Source organism: Micromonospora sp. NPDC049257 (genome assembly GCF_040678915.1).
Taxonomy (GTDB): domain Bacteria; phylum Actinomycetota; class Actinomycetes; order Mycobacteriales; family Micromonosporaceae; genus Micromonospora; species Micromonospora antibiotica.
In genome coordinates this window covers 15,099-39,482 of the sequence record NZ_JBFAQU010000032.1, presented here as the reverse complement: position 1 = coordinate 39,482, position 24,384 = coordinate 15,099, and the positions used below count along the sequence as shown (strand labels likewise).

Sequence of the window (24,384 nt, the reverse complement as noted above, 5' to 3'; positions counted from 1 at the left end):
GTCCCGTCGCATGACGACAGAGGTAGATCTCGCGGCCCCGCTGCGGATCGCCGACCTGAGCGCCGCCCGGGACCCGGTCCGGGTCGTGGTCGGGCCGCAGGTCCGCGACCGGGTCACGCACACCCGCATCTTCCTGTCCGAGGTGCTCGGTGAGGACCGCGCGGTGTACGGCAGCACCACCGGTTTCGGTGCCCTCGTCGGGTACGCCGGCCGGGCCGACCTGCGCGACCAGGCCGACAACACCCTCGCCCACCTCGGCGCGGGCCACGGCCCCGACCTCGCCCCCGGGATCGTCCGGGCGACGGTGCTGGTGCGAGCCTGGTCGCTGGCCCAGGGCGCGTCGGGGGTGTCCCCGCACGTGGTCGACGCGTTGGCGGCGATGCTCGGCACCAGCTTCGTGCCGGCGGTGCCGCGGTGGGGTTCGGTCGGCGCGAGTGGCGACCTGATCCCGTTGGGGGCGGTGGCCCAGGCGCTGCGCGGTCGCGGCCACGCCTACCTCGACGGGGTACGCCTGCCGGCGGCCGAGGCGTTGCAACGGGCGGGTCTGGAGCCGTTGCCGCTGGACGGTCGGGACGCGCTCGCCCTGGTCAACGGCACCTCGCTGACCACTGCGGCGACGGCCTTGGCGTTGTCCGCCGTGCGGGCAGCGCACCGGGCGGTGCAGGTGCTCACCTGCTTGCTGGCCGACCTGCTCGGCGCCGATCCGCAGTTCCTCGACGCCCGGCTGCTGCGCGCGTACGGCCATCCGGGCGCGATCGACGTGGGCGTGCGGATGCGGCGGGTCAGCGACGGGCTGGTCCCGTCGGGCAAGCGCCCGTTGCAGGAGCCGTACAGCATCCGGTGTGCGCCGCAGCTGCTCGGCGCGGCCGAGGACGCGCTGCGCCACGTCGATGCCGTGGTCACCGCCGACCTGGGCAGCGTCAGCGACAACCCGCTGTTCTTTCCCGACGACGATCTCGTGGTGCACGGCGGCAACTTCTTCGGCCAGCCGGCCGCGTTCGCCGCCGACCTGCTGTCGATGGTGGTGGCGCAGGTCGGCAACCTCGCCGAGCGGCAACTCGACCTGCTCGTCGACCCGCACCGCAACGGTGGCCTGCCGCCGATGCTGGCCGCCGGCCCGGGGCAGCAGCACGGGCTCCAGGGGGTGCAGTTGGCCTCGACCGCGCTGATCGCCGAGATCCGCCGGGACGCCATGCCGGCGAGCATGCAGAGCCTGCCGACCAACCTGCACAACCAGGACGTCATCCCGCTCGGCACCCAGGCCGCCCTGCGGGTCTGGGACCAGGCCGGGCTGCTCCGGCTGATCGTCGGGTCGCTCGCGTTGGGGCTGCGACAGGCCGCGTACGTGGGTGCCCGGACGCCCACCGCGCCGGGCTGCGGCGAAGCGCTGGCGGCGTTGGTGGAGGCGATCCCCCCGGTGGATCCGGACCGGCCGCTCGACGGTGACGTGCGGCGGGCCGCCGACGTCATGGACACGCTCGAACTTCCGTTGACCCCTCTCACCCTGGATGGCCGTCGTGACGCTTGACTATCTGATCATCGGGGCCGGGCCGGCCGGCCTGCAACTGGCGGCCCTGCTGGAGGCCGACGGCCGGCGCGACTACCTGGTGCTGGAGGGCGCGGACATCCCGGGCGCGTTCTTCGCCACCTATCCCCGGCACCGGCAACTGATCTCCATCAACAAGCCGCACACCGGCTCCGACGACCCGGAGTTCAACCTGCGGCTGGACTGGAACTCGCTGCTCACCGACGATCCGGCGCTGCGGTTCACCACGTACACCGAGCGGTACTTCCCGGACGCCGACGTGATGGTCCGTTACCTGGCGGACTTCGCCGCGAAGACCGGGGTCAAGGTGCGTTACGGCAGCCGGGTGACTTCGGTGTCCAAGGTGGACGGCGTCTTCGAGGTGCACGCCGGGGAGACCTTCCGGGCCCGGCGGGTGGTCGTCGCCACGGGGGTGTCCCGGCCGTACCTGCCGGACATCCCGGGGCTGGAGCTGGCCGAACAGTACGCGGACATGCCCGTCGACCCGCGTGACTACCTCGACCAGAAGGTGCTGATCATCGGCAAGGGCAACTCCGCCTTCGAGACCGCGGACAGCCTGATGGAGACCACCACGCTGATCCACCTGGCCGGCCCGAGTTCGGTGCGGTTGGCCTGGCGCACCCACTACGTCGGGCACCTGCGCGCGGTGAACAACAACTTCCTCGACACCTACCAGCTCAAGTCGGCCAACGCGATCCTGGACGGCACCGTCCGGCAGATCACCCGCGACGCCGACGGCTACCTGGTGACGTTCGCGTTCTCCCGGGCCGACGAGGTCACCAAGGAACTGCGCTACGACCGGGTGCTCGCCTGCACCGGGTTCGCGTTCGACGCGTCGATCTTCGACGAGTCCTGCCGGCCGGAGCTGGCGATCCGGGACCGTTTCCCGGCGCAGACCCCGGCGTGGGAGTCGGTCAACGTCCCCGGCCTGTACTTCGCCGGCACCATCACCCAGGAACGGGACTTCAAGCGTTCCACCAACGGTTTCATCCACGGTTTCCGCTACGCCGTACGGGCCCTGCACAAGATCCTCGAACGGCGGTACGCGGATGCGCCGTGGCCGGCGGAGAAGCTGGACGCCACCGGTGCGGCGATCACCGACGCGATCATCGCCCGGGTCAACCGCACCTCCGCGCTGTGGCAGCAGTTCGACGTCCTCGCCGACGTGGTCACCGTCGCCGACGCCGACGCGCGTTACCACGAGGAGGTGCCGGTGGCGTACTTCGCCGAGGCCGGTCTGCGTACCGTCGACCACGACTACTCCGACGCTTTCGTGGTCACCCTGGAGTACGGCCCGGAGCACGACCAGGTGGACCCGTTCGACGTGACGGTGAAACGGGTGGCCCAGGATGTCGTCGGTCAGGCCCACGACGCGGCATACCTGCATCCGGTGGTGCGCCACCACCGGGCGGGGCAGGTCGTCGCGACCCACCACCTGGCGGAGAACCTGGAGAACCGGTGGGACCGGCCGCAGGTGCACGTGACACCGTTGGCCGCGTTCGTCGACCGTTGCCTGCGCAGGGCCGGGGACTGACGTGCCAGCCGCCGACGAGGTGGGGTTGAACCTGGCCGACGTGGCCGCCGCCGCCCGGCGTCGGCTCGACCCGGTGCACTGGGATTTCTTCGCGGGCGGGGCCGACGACGAACGGACCCTGCGGGCCAACGAGGCGGCCTTCGGCCGGCGTTGGCTGCGGCCCCGGGTGCTGCGCGGTGCCGGTGAGCGCGACCTGCGGATCTCGCTGTTCGGTAGTGCGCTGTCGATGCCGGTGCTGGTCGCACCGACCGCGTTCCACCGGCTGGCCCACCCCGAGGGGGAGGTGGCGACCGCCCGCGCCGCCGCCGAGGCCGGCACGGTCATGGTGGTCAGCATGGCGGCCACCCGGCCGGTCGAGCAGATCGCGGCGGCCGGCGGGCCGCTGTGGTTCCAGCTCTACCCGCACACCGACCTGGAGTTCACCACCACCGTGGTACGGCGGGCGGTGGCCGCCGGCTGCCGGGCCCTGGTCGTCACGGTCGACTCGCCCGTGTTCGGTCGGCGCGAGCGCGACCTGCGGCACGGTTTCGTGGACCTGCCCGCCGGCATGGTCTGCGAGAACATGCGTGACGCGAACGGCCGGGTCCGGGACATCGAGATGAACGCCCGGGTGGGCTGGGAGCTGGTCGCCGTGCTGCGCCGGCTCACCACCGTGCCGATCCTGCTCAAGGGGGTGCTGCACCCCGAGGACGCCCGGCTGGCCGTCGAGCACGGGGTGGACGGGGTGTTGGTCTCCAACCACGGCGGCCGGCAACTCGACGGGGTGACGGCCACCCTGGACGCGTTGCCGGCCGTCGTGGCGGCGGTCGACGGCCGGTTGCCGGTCCTGGTCGACGGGGGCCTGCGACGCGGCACGGACGTGCTTGTCGCGTTGGCGCTCGGGGCGACGGCGGTGCTGGTCGGCCGTCCGGTGTTGTGGGGGCTGGCGGTGGCCGGCGCGGCCGGGGTACGGCACGTGCTCGACCTGCTGCGCGCCGACCTGGACCGGGCGTTGGCCCTGGTCGGCGTCGCCCGACCCGGCGACCTCAGCGCCGATCTCGTCACCACGGGAGCGTCGGCGTGAGCGGGCCGGTGGTGTGGGGCGCGGTGGTCGTGCTCGGGGTGGGTTGGACGCTGCCCCGGTGGCTGCCCTCGGCGGTGGTGCGGCTGCGGCAGTGGGTCTTCGCCCGCGTCAACGGCGGGGAGGGCATCCCGGTGCCGGGTCCGCTGGTCGGCGTGGAGGACTTCGAGCGGCTGTACGCCGATCCGGCGGCGGACGGGCGCAGCCGGGGCGCCGGCCTGTCCGACCTGTTCTGGTACTGGCTGTCACCCGGCCCGCACATGCACCAGGAGCACCTGGAGCCGGGGGAGCGTTACCGGGCGGTGGCCGGGGTGACCCGGCGGGTGCTCGCCCTGCGCCCGCAGCGTGCCGACGCCCTCGCGACCGCCGCCACCCGGCGGGTGCTCGACGAGTTGCCGGCGGGGCGGGTCCACGTGCGGCTACGGGACCTGATGATGCCGGTGTGGGCGGAGGTCTACCACGAGCTGATCTTCGGCGAGGTGTGCCCGAGGGAGGTCCGGGCGCTGTTCGTCGCCAACGCCGCCGACGTGGCCGCCGCGCTGAAGTGCACCGGCCTGCGGCACCTGGACCGGCGTGCCCCGTTGACCCGGTACCTGCGCGGGCGGGTCGAGGCGGGCACCTGCCCGGTGACGTTGCCGCCGCCGTTCACCGCCGAGGAGACGGCCTGGTACCTGCACGGCGCGTTCGGCACCACGGCGGTGGTGCAGATGTCCGAGGCGATGTCGCACGTGCTGCTGGCGCTGGCCAACCATCCGGATCTCCAGCGGGGCCTCGACGACGACGACGCCCTGGACCGGGTGATCGACGAGACCCTGCGGCTGCATCCGCTCTTCGGGGTCGCCCACCGGATCACCTCCGCGCCGATCGCGCTGCCCGCCGGGGTGACCCTGCCCGCCGGGTCGGTGCTGCTCTTCAACTACCTGGCGTTCCAGCGCAGCGGGCCGGCCGGCGACGAGCGGTTCGACCCGGACCGGTGGCGGACGCTGACCCGCCGGGATGCCCGCTTCATCCCCTACGGCGTCACCGCCAACCGGGCCTGCCCGGCGCGCGGGGTCGCGCCGGTGATGATGCGGGCCGCGACCCGTGAGGTGCTGCGCCGCTACGCCCTGGCGTCGTCGGCCGCGCACAGCCGGTCGCTGCCCAGCCGGGGCCCGGCGTACCTGACCCCGGCCGGTGTCCCCGGCCCGGGGCGGCTGCGGTTGGCCGCGATGCGGTGGCGGGACCGCTGGGCCGACGTGGGACGCAGCGTCCGGCAACTGGTGTTCGGCGCCTGGATGGTCGTCGACGCCCGACGACAACGGTTGTGCACCAACTACTTCGAGGAGGCGGTCCGGTGACCCCCACCCAGTTGGCTCCACGGTTCTTCATCGCGGTCGCGGTGATCCTCATCTTCTGTAAGGCGGTGGCCTGGCTGCTCGGCCGGGTGGGCCAACCCGCCGTGGTCAGCGAGATGCTCGCCGGGGTGCTGCTCGGCCCGTCGCTGCTCGGGTTCGTCCTACCGGAGGTGAAGGACGCCCTGTTCCCGACGGCGCTGCTGCCGGTCCTCTACGTGGTGGGCCAGGTCGGTCTGGTGCTGTTCATGTTCCAGGCCGGGTACGCGTTCGGCGCCCACCGGGTCACCGGTCTGGCCGGCACCGCCGGGCTGGTGTCGCTGGCGGGGGTGACCGCGCCGCTCGTCCTGGGGGTGGGGCTGGTCCTGGCCACCGCGGACGCCGTGCCGATGCGGGCCGACGGGACGTCGATCGGGGTGTCGGCCGCGTTCGTCGGGGTGGCGCTGGCCATCACCGCCTTCCCCATGTTGGCCCGGATCATCACCGAACGCGGGCAGGCCGGGACCCGGCACGGCACGTTGTCGCTGGCCAGTGGTGCGCTCGACGACATGGTCGCCTGGATCATGCTGGCCGTGGTGCTGGCGTTCGCCTCCGGCCGGGCCGGGCCGGCGGTCGTCACCGCCGCAGGCGCGGTGCTGTTCGGGCTGGTGCTGTGGTTGGCCGGGCGTCGGGTGACCGCCGCGTTGATGACCAGCCCCCGCCTCAACGACGGTGCCCGGGTGCTCGGCACGGTGGCCCTGCTCTTCCTGGTCGCCTGGTACACCGACGAGATCGGGCTGTACGCGGTCTTCGGCGCGTTCGCGGTGGGGGTGGTGATGCCGCACACCGCCAACACCGACCGGGTGGTGGACACCCTCACCCCGGTCGCCGCGACGGTCTTCCTGCCGCTGTTCTTCACCTATTCGGGGCTGCGTACGGAGTTCGGGTTGCTGGGCAGCGCGCCGGTGCTGCTCTTCGCGGCGGCCTGCGTGACGGCGGCGATCGTCGGCAAGTTCGGTGCCTGCTGGGCGGCGGCCCGGGTGCGGGGCGAGTCGCAGGGTGTCGCGTTGCGGGTGGGCGCGTTGATGAACGCCCGGGGTCTGATGCAGCTCATCGCGCTCAACGTCGGCCTGGAGGCGGGCATCGTGAACGCCTCGCTGTTCACCGTGCTGGTGGTGGTGGCGCTGGTCACCACGATGATGACGACTCCGTTGCTGAGTTGGATCGAGCACCGGGAGGCCCGTAGGCAAACCCCTGTCCGACCCCAGACCCTCGCGGTGGTGAAATGATAAAAAGATAGCTGTCACTATTTAGCCTTACTCTGTGCGATTGTGGACGCATGCCCGGGGGAGGATCGAACCGTCTGCTGTTGGTCGAGGACGACGAGGAACTGGCCGGCCTGCTCACCGAGTCACTGGTCGGTGACGGGTTCCTCGTCGACCACGCCTCGGACGGCCAACGGGGTCTGCATCTCGGACTGACCCGCACCTACGACGTGATGGTGATCGACCGGATGCTGCCGGCGCTCGACGGACTCGACCTGGTCGTCCGGCTGCGTTCGCGGAAGGTCCCGGCCCGCGCGCTGATGCTCACCGCGCTGGGCACGGTGGGCGACCGGATCGCCGGGCTGGACGCGGGTGCCGACGACTACCTGATGAAACCCTTCGACCTGGACGAGCTGAGCGCACGGATCCGGGCGTTGTGCCGGCGGGCGTCCGAGGCCACCACCGTGCTGCGCATCGGGGCCGGGTTGCTCGATCTGACGTCCCGCGACGCCGTGCTGGCCGACGGCACCCGGGTGGCGCTGTCCGCCCGGGAGTTCGAGCTGCTGCGGGTGCTGGCGGCCCGGCCCAACCTCGTGCACTCCCGGGCGGAGCTGCGCCGCCGGGTCTTCGACGAGACCGCGGCGGCGTCCATGGTGGACACCTACGTCTACTACCTGCGCCGCAAGCTCGGCCGGACGGTGGTCCGCACCGTGCACGGGCTGGGCTACCGGCTCGGAGCGCTCTGATGGAGCTGGTGGAGCAGGCGATGGTGCGCCGCGCCCGGTTGCGCATCGGCCTGCTGGTCGGGCTGGCCATCGGTGCCCTGCTGCTGTTGGTCGGCGGCATCTCGTACGCCGTGCTGGTGCGCAGCCAGGAGGCCCAGATCCACCGGGAGCTGGCGTGGGGCACCAGCCACGCCACCATTCCGGGTCCGCCCGCGTGCAGCTGGATCTTCCGCTACAACGGCCTGATCACCGACACCGGTCTCAACCCGCCGCCGCCGGGCTTTCCGCTGACCGGTGCGCTGACCTCGGTGGCCGCGACCGGTGTCACCGAGGTCACCACCGTCACCCGCAACGGCACGACCTACCACGTCCGCACCGAGTCCCGCAACGACGGGCTGGTCGTCCAGGCGGTGTTCGACGCGCGGTTCCAGCTGTCCGACCGTCGGCACCTGCTGCTGGCGTTCAGCCTCGCCGCGGCGGTCGGGCTGCTCGTCGCCGTGCTGACCGGTGCGCTCGTCGGTCGACGGGCCGTCGCGCCACTGGCGGAGGCGTTGACCCGGCAACGGCGGTTCATCGCCGACGCCAGCCACGAGCTGCGTACCCCGATCGCCCAGGTGCACATCCGCGCCCAGCTGATGGCGCGGCGGGCCCATACCGGTGGCAGCGCGGCGAGCCTGGAGGATCTCGACCGGCTGATCGGCGGCACCCGCCGGCTCGGCGAGATCGTCGACGACCTGCTGCTCTCGGCCCAGCTCGCCGCCGCTCCCGCCGACCGCCGGGCGTACCCGCCGGTGGATCTGACCGCGCTGGTCGGGGCGGCCGTCGCCGCCGAGGCGGACCGGGCCGCCGAACGCCAGGTCACTGTCGCGGCGGACCTGCCCGGCGAGGCGTTGCCGGTGCCGGGGGTCGAGTCGGCGCTGCGCCGGGTGGCCGGGGAGCTGCTCGCGAACGCGCTCGCCCACACACCTCCCGGTGGCCGGATCGACGTGTCGCTGCGCAGTGGCGGCGACTACGCCGAGTTCGTGGTCGCGGACAGCGGGGACGGCTTCGACCAGGCCGACGCGCGGCGCATCTTCGACCGGTTCCACCGTGGCGGGGGTGCCGGGGAGCACCGGTTCGGGCTGGGGTTGGCCCTGCTCCAGGAGGTGGTCACGAGCCACCGGGGCACGATCGAGGCCGAGGGCCGGCCGCACCGGGGGGCGGTCTTCACCGTCCGTCTGCCCGCCACCCGACCGTCCGCCCCCACGGAGCGGGTCTCGGGAATCCGACGTCTGCGGGTACGGCAGCTCGTGGAGCGGTGAGCGGGGCGGTACGGCCGTCGCCGCGCCGGTCCGCGCCGGGAAAAAATCCCGGCCGGGATGTCGAGAACGGGGGACCAGCGTCGTCCCCGGGGTGAATGCGGCCAGAATGGTGGTCGCACCGGCACCGAGGAGACACCCGATGGCGAAGTACCTGCTGCTCAAGCACTACCGAGGCGCCCCCGCCGCGGTCAACGACGTCCCGATGGACCAGTGGACGCCCGAGGAGATCACGGCCCACATTCAGTACATGAACGACTTCGCGGCCCGGCTGGAGGGCAGCGGGGAGTTCGTCGACGGGCAGGCGCTCGCCCCCGAAGGGACGTTCGTCCGGTACGACGGGCCGGGCCGTCCGCCGGTCACCGACGGGCCCTTCGCCGAGACCAAGGATCTCATCGCCGGCTGGATGGTGATCGACGTGGACAGCTACGAGCGTGCCGTCGAGCTGGCCGGGGAGTTGTCGGCCGCCCCGGGGGCGGGCGGGCGACCGATCCACGAGTGGCTGGAGCTGCGCCCGTTCCTGACCGAGCCGCCGACCATCACCGACTGACCGGTGGACGGTGACCTGCTGCGCCGGCTCACCCCGCAGGTGCTCGGGGTGCTCGTCCGGCGCGGGGCCGACTTCGCGGCGGCCGAGGACGCCGTGCAGGACGCCCTGGTCCAGGCGGTCCACGGCTGGCCGGCCGACCCGCCCCGGGACCCGTTGGGCTGGCTGGTCACCGTGGCCTGGCACCGGTTCCTCGACGCGGGCCGGGCGGACGCCGCCCGGCGTCGGCGTGAGGACCTCGTCGTCGAGGAACCGGCCCCCGGCCCCGCGTCGGGGGTGGACGACACGCTCCAGCTCTATTTCCTGTGCGCCCACCCGTCGCTGACCCCGTCCTCGGCGGTCGCGTTGACCCTGCGTGCCGTCGGCGGGCTGACCACCCGGCAGATCGCCCGGGCGTACCTGGTGCCGGAGGCGACCATGGCGCAGCGGATCAGCCGGGCCAAGCGCACCGTGTCCGGCGTACGCCTCGACCGGGCGGGCGATGTCGCCACCGTGCTCCGGGTGCTCTACCTGGTGTTCAACGAGGGCTACTCCGGCGACGTCGACCTCGCCGCCGAGGCGGTCCGGCTCACCCGGCAGCTCGCGGCGATGGTCGACCACCCCGAGGTGGCCGGGCTGCTCGCCCTGATGCTGCTGCACCACGCCCGCCGCGCGGCCCGGACCACGCCGGACGGCAGCCTGGTCCCGCTCGCGGCGCAGGACCGCAGCCGGTGGGACACCGCCCTGATCGCCGAGGGGGTACGCATCCTGCAGGCGGCGCTGGCCCGGGACCGGTTGGGTGAGTTCCAGGCCCAGGCCGCCATCGCCGCGTTGCACGCCGACGCGCGCACCGCCGGGGAGACCGACTGGGTGCAGATCGTCGAGTGGTACGACGAACTCGTGCGGCTGACCGACAGCCCGGTGGTGCGGCTCAACCGGGCGGTGGCCGTCGGGGAGGCCGACGGGGCGTGGGCCGGGCTGGCGGCCCTGGCGGCGGTGGACCCGTCGGTGCCCCGCCACGCGGCGGTGACGGCGTACCTGCACGAACGGGCCGGTGACCGGGCGACGGCGGCCCGGTGGTACGCCGAGGCCGCCGACCGGGCCGCCCACCTCGCCGAACGCGACCACCTGATCCGCCAGGCCGCCCGCCTCAACGCCCGTCCGCCCGGCTGAGTTCCGGTGCGCCCGCCCGGCACCCGGGGCTGCCGGCGGTGCCGTCGACCCGGGACGGGACCCTTTCATTGATACCCTTGACTGCTCTCGGGGTGGCCGCATTCGACGTCGCCCTGGAGGCGTTGCCGGTGGGCATCCTGCCCCTGGTCGCCACCGACCTGGACGTGTCCGTGTCGCACGCGGGGCTGTTCGTCACCGGCTACGCGGTCACGGTCGCGGTCGTCTCGGTGCCGCTGACCCACGTCACCCGGCGGGTGCCGCGTCGCCGGCTGCCGGGTGTCCTGCTGGGCGTGCTGGTGGTCGCCCGGGGCGGTACGGCGCGACGGGCCGTCCGGGGACGAGAATAGATCGTATTGCGAGATGGTGTCTCTGTTGACGTTGCGGTGGGTGTTGGTTAGCCTGGACCGATCATCGCCAGCCGCAGGAGAACGCCATGATCCGAGTTCCGCAAGGCTCTGGATTGCTGGTGCGCGGCTACGAGGAGCCGTTGCGGGTGCACCCGCCGCGGGAGGGCATGCGCCCCGGGACCGCCGCCGGGGACCCGCAGACCCCGTTCTGATGGACAGGCACGCCGTCTCCCTACCGGGACACGGCGATCGCCCACGTCGTTGATCAGCCCGGTAGGCGGCACCGCCGCCCCGGGACATTGACCCGTTTTCCGCAGAACCGACCCTCGGAGCGCACCATCATGACCACCGCAATCGATCTCGCCCCCATCTCCGGCCCGTCCGCCTGGCGCGGTGACGAGCTGCGTACCTCGACCGAATGGGTCTACCAGCTCAGTGACGCCGAGCGCGCCGAGCTGGAGACCGTCGGCCGTCAGTTCGTCGCCGACAACCCCGACCTGCGTACGGTGACCGCCGCCGACTACCCGCTGGCGGCCTGTGCCGGGCTCAACGAGGAGTGCGCCCGCCAGCTCGACAGCGGACGTGGCTTCATCCTGGTCCGGGGCCTGCGCACGGAGGAGTACGGCGACACCCTCGCCGGGGCGATCTTCTACCTGATGGGGCTGCACCTCGGCGTGCCGATGGGGCAGAACCAGATGGGCGACGTGCTCGACCACGTCATCGCCACCTCCAACAAGACCCTCGACGACCCGTCGGCCCTGCCGTCGCGGGTCCGCGACCGGCTGCCGTTCCACTCCGACAGCTCCGACGTGGTCGCGCTGATGTGCCTGCGGGCGGCCAAGGCCGGCGGGGCGAGCAGCCTGGTCAGCGGCACCACCATCTACAACGAGATCCTGCGCCGCCGGCCCGACCTCGCGCCGCTGCTGTTCGAGCCGTGGCACTGGGACTGGCACCGGCAGGACCCGGACGCCCCGGCCCACACCTACACCTCGCCGATCTGCAGCTACGTCGACGGCATCTTCAGCACCTACGCCGGCACCTCGATGATCTTCTCGGCGCAGGACTACCCGGAGGTGCCCCGCCTCACCGAGGCGCAGATCGAGCTGCTGCACCTCTACGACGAGGTCTCCCAGGCTCCCGGCCTGGCCCTGGACATGGACTTCCAGCCCGGTGACGTGCAGTGGCTGCTGAACTACGCCGCCCTGCACTCGCGTACCGGTTACGTCGACTTCCCGGAGCCGGAGCGCCGCCGGCACCTGCTGCGGCTGTGGCTCAAGCGCGACGTCGGCCGGCCGCTGGTGGGCGGCTTCGGCAAGCACGTGGTGACCGAGCGCGGCAGCGAGATCGCGCCGGGCGGCCGGTTCCACATCGCCGAGGCGGTCGAGCCCAACTTCGAGTGGGGCAACTGACCCACCGGCCCCTCGTCAGGACGGCCCGCAGCGCCCCAGTGTCGTGGCGCGGCGGGCCGTCCCCGTGCGGTCGGCACCCGGTGCATCGTCGGGTGGGGTGGCACCGGGGGAGCGGTGGCGGGCGGCGTAGGTGAGTAGCCAGCCCATCAGGACGACCTCGCCGACGAAGGTGACCCCGGAGACCTGCACCGGCTGGTCGGCCGACAGCAGCGACCCGACCGAGTCGGCGAGGTAGCCCGCACCGGCGACCGCCACCAGCGCCGCCACCCAGGTCGGCACGGTGTCCGACCGCCAGGCCAGCCATCCGACCAGCAGCAGGTGGACGCCGAACAGCAGCAGGCCCAGGTCCCAGACCTGCTGGAAGTCGGTGAGTCGTGGAGGCCCGTCGGCGGCGAGCCGGTCGGTTCCCGCGCCGTCGCGCAGCAGGCCGGCGACGGCGATCAGGTGGGTGAGCGCCACGGCGAGGACGACCGCGTACCCGGTGCGGCACCAGGCCGACAGCAGTGCGACGGTGGGCCGGGTGCGGCTGAGCGGCGCCCGTAGCGCCCAGCCGACCAGCACGTGGACCCGTCCGCTCCCGCCCCGTCTGCTCCGCCGGTGTTGTTCGGCACGGCTGCACCGCCGGTGGTGGCCGGGGCGTCTGCACCGCTGGCGCTGGTCAACGTGCCTGCTCCGGTGGCGGCGGCAGTGGCGGGGCCGGGCGGCGTGAAGCCCCGGGTGAGCAGCCGCAGGCCGAAGAGGATCTCGAACAACCCGCCCGGGACGGCCAGCGCGACCCCGACCGCCATGCCGGCCAGCTCGGCTGCCGCGCCGACCGCCAGCAGCGCGTAGCCGACGGTTCCCCAGAGTGCGAGCCAGCGGGGCAGCCAGTGCCGCCGGGCCAGGGTCAGGCAGAACGGCACGCTGCCCAGTCCCAGCGCCAGCATGGCCAGCTGGTAGGCGAGGTCGCCGGCCCCGTCGCCGAACCGGTCCCGCAGCACGATGCCGGCGGCGAGCAGGAACGCCTCCGCGCCCCGGGCCACCAGGTAGACCCAGGCGGCGCCCGGGTGCACCCGGCGCAGCGCCCGGAAGGCCAGCGCACCGATCGCCGCCACCAGCACGGAGTTGGCCAGCACCAGCACCACCCCGGCCGGGTGCCCGGCGAGCGCGCTGCCGGCGCCGTAGGCGACGAACGCCGCCAGGAAGAACGCGCCGGCCCACCGACCGGCCACACGCAGGGACATCGTCGCCTCCAGGGCTCTTCGTACTAAGTACGACTTACTTAGTACGGTACGGTGGGCGGTGCAGGCGGTCAACCGGGTGTCAGGGGAGCGACAGGTGGGCGAACCGGTGCGGCAGCTCAGCCGGGAGCGGGTGCTGCGGGCCGCCGTCGCCATCGCCGACGCAGACGGTCTCGGCGCGCTGACCATGCGCTCGCTCGCCGCCGCGCTGCACGCCAAACCGATGTCGCTCTACCACTACATCCGCAACAAGGACGAGCTGCTCGACGCGCTCGTCGACGGGGTCTTCGCCGAGATCGACCTGCCCGCGCCGGGCGGCGACTGGCGGGCCGAGGTGCGCCGGCGTTGCCTGTCGGCCCGGACGGTCCTCGCCCGGCACCCCTGGGCGCTGACCCTGATCGAGACCCGGACCAGCCCCGGCCCGGCCACCCTGCGCCACCACGACAGGATGCTGGGCGTGCTGCGGGGCGGGGGCTTCTCACTGCCGATGACGGCCCACGCCTACGCGGTCATCGACGCGTACGTCTTCGGTTTCGTGTTGCAGGAGGCGTCACTGCCGTTCGACGGCGGCGACTCCGCCACCGAGGTCGCCGATGCGATCATGGCGGGTTTCGCGGCGGGCGACTACCCGCACCTGGTCGAGTTCGCCACCCAACACGTCCGGCAGCCCGGCTACGACTTCGGCGGACAGTTCACCTTCGGCCTCGACCTGATCCTCGACGCCCTGGCGAACGCGGCCTGACGACCACCGGCTCCGGTCGGGCCGCACGCATCAGAGGCCCCGGCCGCGCCACGTGGTGCGGCCGGGACCTCCAGCCCGGAGGCGGACGCCTGGACGGCCGACCCCGGGACCGGGCCGGCCGTCCAGGCAGGACCTACAGGTCCAGCACCAACCGCTCCGAGTGGCACCGCCCGACGCAGATCATCATGCTCCGGCCGGCCGCGCGCTCCTCATCGGTGAGCAGCGAGTCGCGGTGCTCCGGTGTGCCGGCGAGCACCCGGGTCTCGCACGCGCCGCAGTAGCCCTTCTCGCAGTCGTAGGTCAGGCCCGGCACGACCTCGCGCAGCACGTCGATCATCCGGCGGTCCCTCGGCACCCGCAGGGTCGCCCCGGTCCGCGCCAGGTGCACCTCGAACTCGGTGTTCGCCGCCGGGTCGAAGGCGACCTCGAGGTCGTCACCGGCGGTGAACCGCTCGACGTGCAACTGCCCCGACCGGTCCGTCTCGGCGCAGACCCGCTCCACCGCGTCGATCATGCCGGTCGGTCCGCAGCAGTAGACGGCGGTGCCCGGCCCGGTGGCGTCGAGCAGCGCCCGCAGGTCGGGCAGGCCGGCCTCGTCCTGTGGCAGCAGGGTCACCCGGTCTGCGGCCAGCGCCGTCACCTCGTCGACGAAGGCCATCGAGGCGCGGGTACGCCCGCCGTACACCAGGTGGAACGGCACGCCCCGGCGGTCGGCCTCGCGGGCCATCGCCAGGATCGGGGTGATCCCGATGCCCCCGGCGAGGAAGAGGTAAGCGGGGGCGTCGACGAGCGGGAAGTGGTTGCGTGGGCCGCGTACCGAGAGGGCGACGCCCGCTCGGGCCAGCGTGTGCAGCTCCACCGAACCGCCCCGGCCGGCGGGCTCGCGCAGCGCCGCGATCCGGTAGTGCCGGGTGTCGGCCGGGTCGCCGCACAGCGAGTACTGCCGGACCCGCCCGGACGGCAGCCGCACCTCCAGGTGCGCACCCGGCGCCCAGGGTGGCAGTTCCGCGCCGGTCGGGTCGGCCAGGCATACCTCCAGCACCTCGTCGGTGGCGGTGGCGGTGGCCGCCATGACCAGTTCCCGGTCGCCGGTCAGGCTGGCGGTGGGCCGGGTCCCCGCCGCGTCGGCGTCGCGGCGGGGACCCGGGGTGAAGACGGCCGGGATCGCATCCCAACCGCTCTGGTTGCCCCGGGTGGGGTAGGCGACGAGGCCCTCCTCCACCACCCGGAAGTCGGGCAGCCGGGTGAGCACCTGCGTGATCATCTCGCGGAACATCAGCCGGGCCAGGTGGGCACCGGCGCAGCGGTGGCTGCCGATGCCGAAGCTCAGGTGCCGGGCGGCGTCGCGGTCCAACCGGAGCTGCTCGGGCTCGGGGAAGACGACGGGGTCGTGGTTCGCCGCGACCCAGGGGATCAGCACCCGCTCACCGGCGGCGACCGGGCAGCCGCCGACCTCGGTGTCGGTGCGGACGGTACGGGCCATCGACTGCGACGGGGCGAACACCCGCAGGAACTCGTCGGTGGCGGTGAGCAGCAGGTCGGGGGACTCGATCAGGCGTTGCCGGTCGTCGGGATGCCGGCTCAGGTGCACCAGGGTGGAGCCGGTCAGCGAGGTGGTGGTGTCCACCCCACCCGCGATCAGCAGCCCGATCACCGAGACCAGCTCGTCGGCGGCGAACAGCTCCCCGTCGGGGCGGCGCTGGGCGGCCAGGTAGCTCACCGCGTCGCCGGTCGGCACGGCCCGCCGCTCGACGATCAGCTCGCGGATGCGCTGGTCGAGGTAGGCCAGGCCGGCGGCCCCGCGTACGGCGCGTTCGCTGCCGGGCAGCGCGGCGAAGATGTCGTGGATCGGGCCGGCGAGCTTGGCCCAGTCGGATTCGGGGAAGCCCAGCCAGTCGAGGGTGACGGCGGCCGGCAGCGGGTTGGTCAGGTCGCGGACGAAGTCCACCGACCCCTCGGCGATGAAGGCGTCCACCACGCGGGTGGTGTGCCGGGCGACCATCGGGGCCAGCTCGGCGACCGCGTCCTGGGTGAGCAGCGGGTTGATCAGGTCGCGGTAGCCGGTCGCGGCGGGCGGGTCCAGCTCGATCGGGTACTGCTCCAGGCCGGGGCCCCGGGGGATGACGATGGCGGTGCCGTCACCCCCGGCGGTGGCGCGGGCGGAGGAGAAGGTGTCGTCGTCGCGGGCGATCCGGACCACGTCGGCGTACCGGGTGGTGTAGACGAAGCCGCCGTGCGCGTCGGTCCGGCCCACCGGGCAGGTCTGCCGGAACTCCCGGTAGTAACCCACCGGGTCGGTGTTGCACTCGGCCGAGTGGTGGTCGAAGGGCGCGACGGGCCGGTCTGCGGTCGCGGTCTGCGCGGCGGCCGGGGCGGTGCGCTGCTGTTCGGTCATCGGGACGTGCTCCACAGGTGCGGGACGCTGCGCGGTGTTGCCCAGCCGCGCCACTGGGTGTGGGTCTGACGCCAAGGGTAATGTCGCTCACATAGCGAGACAACGTTTCACGATAAGATGCAGAAACGTCGATGTCGGCCGGTCAGAGGGTCAGTACGGCCTTGCCGACCTCGCCGGACCGCAGCGCCGCCACCGCCTCGTTGATCTGCGTGAAGGGGAACCGGGTGATCAGGCGGTCCACCGGGAAGTTGCCGGCGGCGTGCAGGTCCAGCAGCTTGGGCAGGAACACCTGCGGGAGGCTGCTGCCGCCGATGATGCCGGTGATGCTGCGGCCGTTGAGCACGCTGCGCCACTCGAAGCTCATCTGCTCGCTCGGGCCGATCCCGACCACGCCGCAGCGGCCGAGCGGGCCGAGCGACTCGACGGCCAGGCGCAGCACGTCCTCCCGACCGGTGGTGTCGATCGCGACGTCGAAGCCGTGCGGGGCGATCGCGGTCAGCAGCTCGCGGGGGTCGCCGTCGGTGGAGTTCACCCCGTGGGTCGCGCCGAGCAGTCGGGCCGTGTCGAGCTTGCCGGCGTTGACGTCGACCGCCGCGACGACGGCGCAACCGGCCACCCGGGCGGCCAGGATCGCCGCGACGCCGACGGCGCCCGCGCCGAAGACGACGAGCGAGGAGCCGACCTCCGGGCGCAGCACGTTGAGCACCGCGCCGGCCCCGGTGCCGAAACCGCAGCCGAACGGGCCGACCACGCCCAGGTCGATCTCCTTGCTGATCGGCACCACCGCGCGGGCCGGGGCGACCACGTGGGTGGCGAACGACGACTGGCCCAGGAAGTGGCCGTTGACCTGCTGCCCGTCGCGGGAGAGCGCCGAGCTGCCGTCGGGTCGCCGGCCGGTGAAGTTGACCGCGTCGAACTGGCGGCAGTAGGCGGGGTTTCCGCCCCGGCACAGCGGGCAGTCGCCGCAGGAGGTGAAGCTCATCGCGACGTGGTCACCCGGCGAGACGCCGGTGACCCGCGCGCCGACCTGCTCGACCACTCCGCTGCCCTCGTGGCCGAGCACCGCCGGGGTGGGGAAGAAGTTGGCGAACTCCAGGTCGGTGGCGCAGATCCCCACGCTGTGCACCCGGACCAGCACCTCGTCCGGCCCGGGGTCGGCGAGGTCGATCTGCTGGAGGGTGAACGGCCCTCCAGCGTTCTCCAGCACCGCCGCTGTGATCCGCACGCGCCCTCCCTAGTGACTCACAAAGCGAGATTGCATCTTGACATGCGAAACGTAGAGGGTCAAGGATTCGCACATGGCTGACCTGGACATTCCCACCGCCCGCCAGCTCATCGACGGCGACTGGACCGCCGCCGCCGACGGCGGTGAGCTACCGGTGCTCGATCCCGCCACCCGGGAGACCATCCAGTCGGTGGCCCGCGCCCGCGCGGTCGACGTCGACCACGCCGTCGCCGCCGCCCGGCGGGCCGCCCCCGGCTGGGCGGCCACCTCGCCCAGCGAGCGCGGCGCGATCCTCTCGCGCTGGGCCGCGCTGATCGGCGAGCACGTCGAGGAACTCGCCGCGTACGAGTCGCGTGACGTGGGCAAACCCCGCTCCGGCGGGCGGCTCAACATGTACATCACCCAGGGCATCGTCGACTACTTCGCCGGGGCCGCGGACAAGCTCACCGGCGTCACCCTGCCCACCCGTACGCCTGACTACTTCGGCTACACCCGGCCCGAGCCGTACGGCGTCTGCGCGGTGATCATCCCGTGGAACGTGCCGGCCGTGCTCACCGCGGCCAACGTGGCCCCCGCCCTGGCCGCCGGCAACACGGTGGTGCTGAAGCCGTCCGAGGTCGCGCCGCTGTCGCCGTTCGCGCTGGCCGAGCTGGGCCGCCGGGCTGGGCTGCCGCCGGGCGTGCTCAACGTGGTCACCGGGCTCGGCCCCGAGGCCGGGGTCGCGCTCACCGGGCACCCCGACATCGACCACATCAGCTTCGTCGGCTCGACGGTGACCGGCCGGGCCGTCATGCGGGCCGCCGCGCAGCACCTGGTGCCGGTCAAGCTGGAGCTGGGCGGCAAGTCCCCGAACGTGGTCTTCGCCGACGCCGACCTGGACGTGGCGATCCCGGCGATCATCGCGTCGATCACCGAGAACGCCGGGCAGAACTGCTACGCCGGTTCCCGGCTGCTGGTCGAGGAGTCGATCCGGGCGCAGGTGGTGGAGCGGGTCGCCGCCGGCATGGCGGCCGTCCGGACCGGCCCCTGGGACCAGGACCTCGACATGGGCCCGCTGGTCAGCCAGGCCCAGTACGAGCGGGTCCGGGGCTTCCTGACCGAGGCCCCGGCCGCCGGGGCCCGGCTGGTCGTCGGCGGCGAGCCGGCCACCGCCGCGTTCGACGACGGCTGGTACGTCGCCCCCACCGTCTTCGACCAGGTCGACTCGGACATGCGGCTGGTCCGCGAGGAGGTCTTCGGCCCGGTGCTGGCGGTGCAGGGCTTCCGGGGCGTCGACGAGGCGGTGGCGCTGATGAACGGCACCGACTTCGGCCTGCTGGCCTGCATCTGGACCAGTGACGTGTCCCGGGCGCTGCGGGTGGCCGGGCTGGTTCGCTCCGGGCAGGTCGCGGTGAACCAGTTCCACGACGCCGGGGTGATCGGCTTCCCGTTCAACATGCAGAAGGAGAGCGGCTTCAGCCGGGGCGGCGGCTACGCGGCGCTGCGCGAGTACACCCAGGAGAAGGCCGTCGCGGTCCGGCTGCTCGACCGACCGTCGGCGTGAGCCGATCGGGTGAGCTGGCGGCGGCCCGCCCCCGGCTAGCCGTCGCCGCCGCGCCGTCGCCGGCCGCGTTCGCCCAGTGGCTCGCCGAACTCGCGTTCGGTGGCGCCGGCTGGCCGGAGCTGCTGGCCGCGGTGGCGGAGCGGACCGGCGCGGCCTGCCGGCTGGTGGCCGAATCGGGGGAGCTGCTCGCCGCCAGCGACGGCGCGGACGGCCCCCGTTGCGCCGCCACGCCGGACGACGTGCGCCGCGCCCTGGTCACCGGCCGGGCCGGAACGGGGGTGCCGACCCTGGTCCGCTGCGTCGACGGGTGGACCGGTCGGGCGGTGGCGGTGGGTGCGGGGTCCCGCCGGCTCGGCGCGCTGCTGCTGGCCGAGCCGGTCGCGGCCGGGCAACTGGCGCTGGCGGGGGCCGCGACCACCGCACTGTTGATCGAGGCGGTCCGGCACGAGTCGCCGCCGCCCGCCGTCCGGGACGCCGCGACGGTGCTGCGGGCCCTGCGTGACGGCCTCGGCGACCCCACCGGGTCGCCAGCCGGACCCGCCGGGGGCGGGGCCGGGCTGCTCCGGGCGGGCGAGGCCGGCCTGCCGCAGGCGGGCGAGACCGGGCCGTCCGCTGCCGGCGGGGCCGGGCCACTGCGACCCGGGGAGGCCGAGCTGCTGCGGGCGGGTGCGGCGCACGGCTGGCGGTTGGACCAGCCGCACGCCGTCGCCGGGATCGCCTACACCGGGGCGCAGCAGCGCCGCTGGGCGTCGGCGCTGAGCTGGCTGGACCGGCCGGTGCTGGCCGAGGGGCGGCGGGCCTGGACCCTGCTGCACGGTGACGTGGAGCGCGAGGTGACCCGGCTGCGGGTCCGGTTGGACCAGATCGTGGGGGCCGGGCAGGTGCGGGTGGTCGCCGGTGCGCTGGTGACCGGGCCGGCCCGGACGGCGGAATCGTTCCGGGACGCGGACCGGCTGCTGCGGCTGCTGCTGCGCGCCCCGGACGAGCGCGTCGAGCTGCCGTTCGGGCAGGCGGGGCTGGCGCAGGTGCTGTTGGCCGTGCCGGACGAGCGGTTGCGCTGGTTCGTGCACCGGCACCTGGGGCCGATCGCGCACCGCGACGACCTGCTGCGCACCCTGGACTGCTGGTTGGCGACCGGGGGCAGCCGGCAGGCGGTCAGCGAACGGTTGCACCTGCACCGCAACTCGGTGGGCTACCGGGTCGGTCTGATCAAGCGGCTGTTGGGGGTCGACCCGCTCGATCCGCAGACGGTCGCGGTGCTGCGTACGGCGTTGGCCGCGCGGGAGTTGCTGGCCGCGTCCGAGGCCGGTTGATCCCCTGGTGGGTGGCCTGTGAACGGCCTGGACGACCTGCTTCGTTAACCGTTCCGCCTCTTTTGCGGCAAGCCGTTGACACGCCGCCGCGCCGCAGGCAGAGTACGTCTCCAAGCAACGAGAATCACAATGCAAGACGCCATATTGACTGGTAGACCATGGGGGAGGTTGCGATGCGGGCGATGGTCCAGACCGGTTTCGGGGGGCCCGAGGTGCTGAGCCTGCGGCACCTGCCCGACCCCGAGCCGGGCGCCGGCGACGTGGTCGTCCGGGTGCACACCGCCGCCCTCAACCGCCTCGACCTGCTCCAGCGGCGCACCGCCCTGCTCCCCGGCTTCGCCCTGCCCCACGTCGGCGGCATGGACGTCGCCGGGCAGGTCGACGCCGTCGGGCCGCAGGTCACCACGGTACGCCCCGGCGACCGGGTGCTGATCGACCCGACCATCGGCTGCGGAGCCTGCGCCACCTGCAAGAACGGCCAACCGGGCTACTGCCCGACACTGGCCGTGGTCGGTGGCAACCGCCCCGGCGGGTTCGCCGAGTACGTCACCGTCCCGGCCACCGTCGTGCACCGGGTGCCCGCCCACGTCGACCTCGCCGACGCCGCCGCGCTGCCCACCGCGTGGAGCCTCGGCTGGCACGCCGTGCACCGCGTCGGTGAGGTCCGCGCCGGGGAGTGGGTGCTGGTGCAGGCCGCCACGAGCGCGGTCAGCATCGCCGCCATCCAACTCGCCCGCCGGGCCGGCGCCCGGGTGCTCGCCGTGGCGCGTACCGAAGCCAAGCGGGCCGTCGCCGCGGACCTCGGCGCGGACGTGCTCGACCTCGACGACCACACCGTGGAGCGGGTGCTCGAGCACACCGACGGTCACGGCGTCGACCTGGCCGTCGACCACGTCGGCACCGCCACCTGGGCCACCTCGCTGGCCAGCCTGCGCACCGGCGGTCGGATCGTGCTGCTCGGCAACACCACAGGCGACCAGGTCAGCTTCTCCCTCTCCGACGTCTACCGGCGCGGGCTGCGGCTGCTCGGGGCCGGGGCGTACAGCCCGGCGGACTTCGCCGACATGCTCGACGCCTACTTCACCGGTGGCCTGCGGGTGGTCCGGGGCGCGGAATACCGGCTGGCCGACCTGACCGAGGCGTACGCCCGGCAGGAGTCCGGCGACCTCATCGGCAAGATCCTCGTCCGGCCATGACCACCACCCCGACGGCGGGCACCGCCGACCTCCGCCCGGCCGACCTGCTGATCGTCGACGCCGAGATCGTCACCATGGCGGCCGACCGGGCGGTCGTGCCCGGTGGCACGATCGCCGTGGTCGACGGCCGGATCGCCGCGATCGGCCCGGCGGCGACGCTACGGGCGGCGTACCCGGGCAGTCCCGAACTCGACGCCACCGGCTGTGTGGTCGTCCCCGGCCTGGTCAACGCCCACCAGCACACCACCGCCGACCCGCTGGTGCGCAGCAGCATCCCCGACGACGTCCCGGCCCAGCAGGCGATCTTCGACTGGATCGTGCCGCTGCACAGCGCGGTCACCGGCGACGACGACGAGTTGTCGGCCACCCTCACCGCCGTCGAGTCGCTCAGCTACGGGGTCACCACCCTGCTGGAGCCCGGCACGGTGGCGCACCCGCTGCGGGTCGCCGCCGGGCTGCGTACCGCCGGCATCCGGGCCCGGGTCGGCGGCTGGGGCTGGGACGCCCCCGACGTGCCCTACGCCCGGCCGGCAGCCGACACCCTCGCCGTGCAGGCCGACACCGTCGCCGCCCTGGCCGGCGACCCGCTGGTCACCGGCTGGATCACCCTGGTCGGGCACGACCTGGTCAGCGACGCGCTGTTCACCGGCGCGGCGGAGCTGGCCGACCGGCTCGACGTGGGCATGACCTGGCACCTGTCGCCCGGCCCCGAGGACGCCGCCGCCTACGCCGCCGCCGGTCGGGCCCGGCCGGTGCGGCACCTGGCCGACCTCGGCGTGCTGGGCCCCCGGCTGCTGCTCGGCCACGCGGTGTGGCTCGACGACGCCGAGGTCGACGCGCTCGTCGAGACCGGCGCCGCGGTCGCCTCCTGCCCGGGGGCCTACCTGCGGCTCGGCCAGGGTTTCACCCGGGCCGGCCGGCACACCGCGCTGCACCGGGCCGGCGGCCGGCTCGCGCTGGGCTGCGACTCGCACAACGCCGGGGACACCCCGGACCTGTGGCGGGCCGCCCGACTCTTCGCCGGCCTGGAGCGGGACCGGGGCGTTCCCGACCCGCTGCGCGCCGACGAGGTCTTCGCCCTGGCCACCGTCGACGGCGCCGCCGCCGTCGGGCTGGCGGCGCAGACCGGCTCCATCGAGGTCGGCAAGGCCGCCGACCTGGTGCTGCTCGACACCCGGACCATCCCCTGGACCCCGCGCGGTGACCTGCCCACCCAGCTCGTCTGGGGTGCGGCCGGGCACACCGTCCGGGACGTTCTGGTCGACGGCCGGCTGGTGGTCCGCGACCGGCGGATCACCACCGTCGACGTCGACGCCCTGCGCGAGGAGGCCGCCCAGCGTCGGGCCGCCCTGCTGCGCCGGGTCGGCATCGACATCCCCCCTCGCTGGCCCACCGTGCCAGCGACCGAGTTCTCCGCGCGCCGGTCCGTGCCGGGCCGTGCGCCGACCCCACGTGAAGGGAAAGCACCATGACAATGAGGATTGGTCGGGGTCCGGCGGCGCTGCTCGCCGGGGCGCTGGGATTCGCCCTGGTCGGTTGCGCGAGCAACGACGCGACCGCACCGTCGGCGGCCGGTTCGGCCAGCAGCGGTACGGCCCCCGCCGGGCAGCCGGATGCCAACGGCGACGGCAAGGTCGTCATCGGGGTGCTCAGCCCCGGTGACATCAACGACAACGGCTACTACGAGAGCTTCGTGATCGGTGCCGAGAAGTTCGCCACCGAAAAGGGCTGGCAGGTCATCAAGCGCGGCAACGTGCCGCCGACCGAGGCGCTCAGCGCCGCCCGCGCGCTGTGCCAGCAGGGCGTGGACATGGTGGCGCTCGGGGCGTCCGAGCTCAAGGACGCCATCCCGGCCTCCGAGGAGCCGGTCTGCGCCAAGACCTCCTGGTACGTGCCGTCGTCGGAGAACATCCCGCAGAGTCCCCGGGTGACGCTGTCCAGCGACGACCCCAACCAGAGCATGCTCGCCGCCGGGTACGCCACCGGCCTGGTCATGCAGCAGAAGAACGCCACCAAGGCCGGGTTCGTCACCGGTATGGAGGCCGACTTCTCGGTCAACGCCGCCAAGGCGTACAAGGCGGGCATCCGGATGGTGGTGCCGAACGCGACCCTGGTGACCACCTACACCGGTGACTTCAACGACTCGGCGAAGGCCCGGGAGGCCGTCCAGGCGCAGATCAGCCAGGGCGTCAAGGTCGTCTACCCGTACCTGGGTGGGGCCACCGACGCCGCCGCCAAGCTGGCCAACACCGGCGGTGCGCTCACCCTGACCCCCGGCACCGACCGGTGTGACTCGACCGACCCGCGCTTCGACATCTCGGTCATCTTCGACCCGGGCGCGTACTTCGCCGCCGCGCTGGAGCTGTTCGCCAAGGGTGAGATGACCCTCGGCACCACCAAGAAGTGGGAGCTGGGCAAGGACCCGTACCCGGCCGTCAAGATCTGCAAGGCGACCCCGGAGCAGACCCAGAAGATGGACGCCTTCGTCGCCGACGTGGCCAGCGGCAAGACCGACACCGCCGCGACGGTCGCCAAGCTCGGCTCCTGATTCCCGCTG

22 protein-coding genes are annotated in these 24,384 nt (G+C 73.4%); 18 read left to right on the top strand and 4 right to left on the bottom strand.

The features are described 5' to 3' along the window. Nucleotides 1-10 precede the first annotated feature (10 nt). From AB0K25_RS28705 to AB0K25_RS28650, 12 genes are all read left to right on the top strand, one after another. A complete protein-coding gene (locus AB0K25_RS28705) occupies nt 11-1,528 on the top strand; it encodes an aromatic amino acid ammonia-lyase (protein WP_219463084.1) in 1,518 nt (505 codons plus the stop codon). After that, a complete protein-coding gene (locus tag AB0K25_RS28700) occupies nt 1,509-3,080 on the top strand; it encodes an FAD-dependent oxidoreductase (protein WP_219463082.1) in 1,572 nt (523 codons plus the stop codon). Before AB0K25_RS28705 ends, AB0K25_RS28700 begins: the two co-directional genes overlap by 20 nt. 1 nt (nt 3,081) lies before the next feature. After that, nucleotides 3,082-4,143, top strand: a complete 1,062-nt coding sequence (locus AB0K25_RS28695) for an alpha-hydroxy acid oxidase (RefSeq protein ID WP_357534157.1) — start codon at nt 3,082-3,084, stop codon at nt 4,141-4,143. Beyond that, on the top strand, nt 4,140-5,477 hold the full coding sequence (locus AB0K25_RS28690; RefSeq protein WP_308290809.1) for a cytochrome P450: 1,338 nt from the start codon (nt 4,140-4,142) through the stop codon (nt 5,475-5,477). The genes AB0K25_RS28695 and AB0K25_RS28690 overlap by 4 nt, the downstream gene beginning before the upstream one ends. Beyond that, a complete protein-coding gene (locus AB0K25_RS28685; RefSeq protein WP_219463080.1) occupies nt 5,474-6,739 on the top strand; it encodes a cation:proton antiporter in 1,266 nt (421 codons plus the stop codon). The genes AB0K25_RS28690 and AB0K25_RS28685 overlap by 4 nt, the downstream gene beginning before the upstream one ends. Nucleotides 6,740-6,819: 80 nt before the next feature. Beyond that, on the top strand, nt 6,820-7,461 hold the full coding sequence (locus AB0K25_RS28680; protein ID WP_255597633.1) for a response regulator transcription factor: 642 nt from the start codon (nt 6,820-6,822) through the stop codon (nt 7,459-7,461). Next, nucleotides 7,461-8,741, top strand: coding sequence for a HAMP domain-containing sensor histidine kinase (locus AB0K25_RS28675; RefSeq protein WP_219463078.1), 1,281 nt, complete (start codon nt 7,461-7,463; stop codon nt 8,739-8,741). Before AB0K25_RS28680 ends, AB0K25_RS28675 begins: the two co-directional genes overlap by 1 nt. Before the next feature lie 139 nt (nt 8,742-8,880). Continuing rightward, on the top strand, nt 8,881-9,288 hold the full coding sequence (locus AB0K25_RS28670) for a YciI family protein (RefSeq protein ID WP_363823702.1): 408 nt from the start codon (nt 8,881-8,883) through the stop codon (nt 9,286-9,288). 3 nt (nt 9,289-9,291) lie between these two features. Next, nucleotides 9,292-10,437, top strand: a complete 1,146-nt coding sequence (locus tag AB0K25_RS28665) for a DUF6596 domain-containing protein (protein ID WP_363823700.1) — start codon at nt 9,292-9,294, stop codon at nt 10,435-10,437. A gap of 92 nt (nt 10,438-10,529) precedes the next feature. Next, nucleotides 10,530-10,784: a hypothetical protein gene (locus AB0K25_RS28660; RefSeq protein ID WP_363823698.1), complete on the top strand. Its 255-nt coding sequence runs from the start codon at nt 10,530-10,532 to the stop codon at nt 10,782-10,784. 86 nt (nt 10,785-10,870) lie between these two features. Then, a complete protein-coding gene (locus AB0K25_RS28655; RefSeq protein ID WP_255554102.1) occupies nt 10,871-10,996 on the top strand; it encodes a hypothetical protein in 126 nt (41 codons plus the stop codon). A 129-nt stretch (nt 10,997-11,125) separates the two neighbouring features. Further along, the gene (locus AB0K25_RS28650) at nt 11,126-12,193 is read left to right on the top strand and encodes a TauD/TfdA family dioxygenase (protein WP_219463071.1); all 1,068 of its coding nucleotides are present in this window, start codon (nt 11,126-11,128) and stop codon (nt 12,191-12,193) included. Between the two features lie 15 nt (nt 12,194-12,208). Here AB0K25_RS28650 and AB0K25_RS28645 read toward each other — a convergent pair whose 3' ends face one another. Beyond that, nucleotides 12,209-12,694 (bottom strand): DUF4386 family protein, encoded by a 486-nt coding sequence (locus AB0K25_RS28645; RefSeq protein ID WP_363823712.1) that lies wholly within the window; start codon nt 12,692-12,694, stop codon nt 12,209-12,211. After that, a complete protein-coding gene (locus AB0K25_RS28640; protein ID WP_357534165.1) occupies nt 12,634-13,416 on the bottom strand; it encodes a DUF4386 domain-containing protein in 783 nt (260 codons plus the stop codon). Before AB0K25_RS28640 ends, AB0K25_RS28645 begins: the two co-directional genes overlap by 61 nt. A 94-nt stretch (nt 13,417-13,510) precedes the next feature. Between AB0K25_RS28640 and AB0K25_RS28635 the strand changes: the two genes are divergently transcribed. After that, nucleotides 13,511-14,155: a TetR/AcrR family transcriptional regulator gene (locus AB0K25_RS28635; RefSeq protein ID WP_219463068.1), complete on the top strand. Its 645-nt coding sequence runs from the start codon at nt 13,511-13,513 to the stop codon at nt 14,153-14,155. A gap of 133 nt (nt 14,156-14,288) precedes the next feature. On the opposite strand, the gene AB0K25_RS28630 is transcribed toward AB0K25_RS28635, so the two are convergent. Next, nucleotides 14,289-16,550, bottom strand: a complete 2,262-nt coding sequence (locus tag AB0K25_RS28630; protein ID WP_219463066.1) for a cytochrome P450 — start codon at nt 16,548-16,550, stop codon at nt 14,289-14,291. Nucleotides 16,551-16,692: 142 nt separating this feature from the next. Then, nucleotides 16,693-17,775: an NAD(P)-dependent alcohol dehydrogenase gene (locus AB0K25_RS28625; RefSeq protein ID WP_219463063.1), complete on the bottom strand. Its 1,083-nt coding sequence runs from the start codon at nt 17,773-17,775 to the stop codon at nt 16,693-16,695. A 73-nt stretch (nt 17,776-17,848) separates the two neighbouring features. Between AB0K25_RS28625 and AB0K25_RS28620 the strand changes: the two genes are divergently transcribed. From AB0K25_RS28620 to AB0K25_RS28600, 5 genes are all read left to right on the top strand, one after another. Then, nucleotides 17,849-19,318 (top strand): aldehyde dehydrogenase family protein, encoded by a 1,470-nt coding sequence (locus AB0K25_RS28620; protein WP_219463061.1) that lies wholly within the window; start codon nt 17,849-17,851, stop codon nt 19,316-19,318. Then, nucleotides 19,315-20,631, top strand: coding sequence for a helix-turn-helix domain-containing protein (locus tag AB0K25_RS28615; protein ID WP_219463060.1), 1,317 nt, complete (start codon nt 19,315-19,317; stop codon nt 20,629-20,631). Before AB0K25_RS28620 ends, AB0K25_RS28615 begins: the two co-directional genes overlap by 4 nt. Before the next feature lie 173 nt (nt 20,632-20,804). Next, the gene (locus AB0K25_RS28610; protein ID WP_219463058.1) at nt 20,805-21,827 is read left to right on the top strand and encodes a zinc-binding dehydrogenase; all 1,023 of its coding nucleotides are present in this window, start codon (nt 20,805-20,807) and stop codon (nt 21,825-21,827) included. Continuing rightward, nucleotides 21,824-23,299: an amidohydrolase family protein gene (locus tag AB0K25_RS28605; RefSeq protein WP_363823694.1), complete on the top strand. Its 1,476-nt coding sequence runs from the start codon at nt 21,824-21,826 to the stop codon at nt 23,297-23,299. Before AB0K25_RS28610 ends, AB0K25_RS28605 begins: the two co-directional genes overlap by 4 nt. Next, a complete protein-coding gene (locus AB0K25_RS28600) occupies nt 23,296-24,375 on the top strand; it encodes a BMP family ABC transporter substrate-binding protein (protein ID WP_255597632.1) in 1,080 nt (359 codons plus the stop codon). The genes AB0K25_RS28605 and AB0K25_RS28600 overlap by 4 nt, the downstream gene beginning before the upstream one ends. Nucleotides 24,376-24,384: the final 9 nt, after the last annotated feature.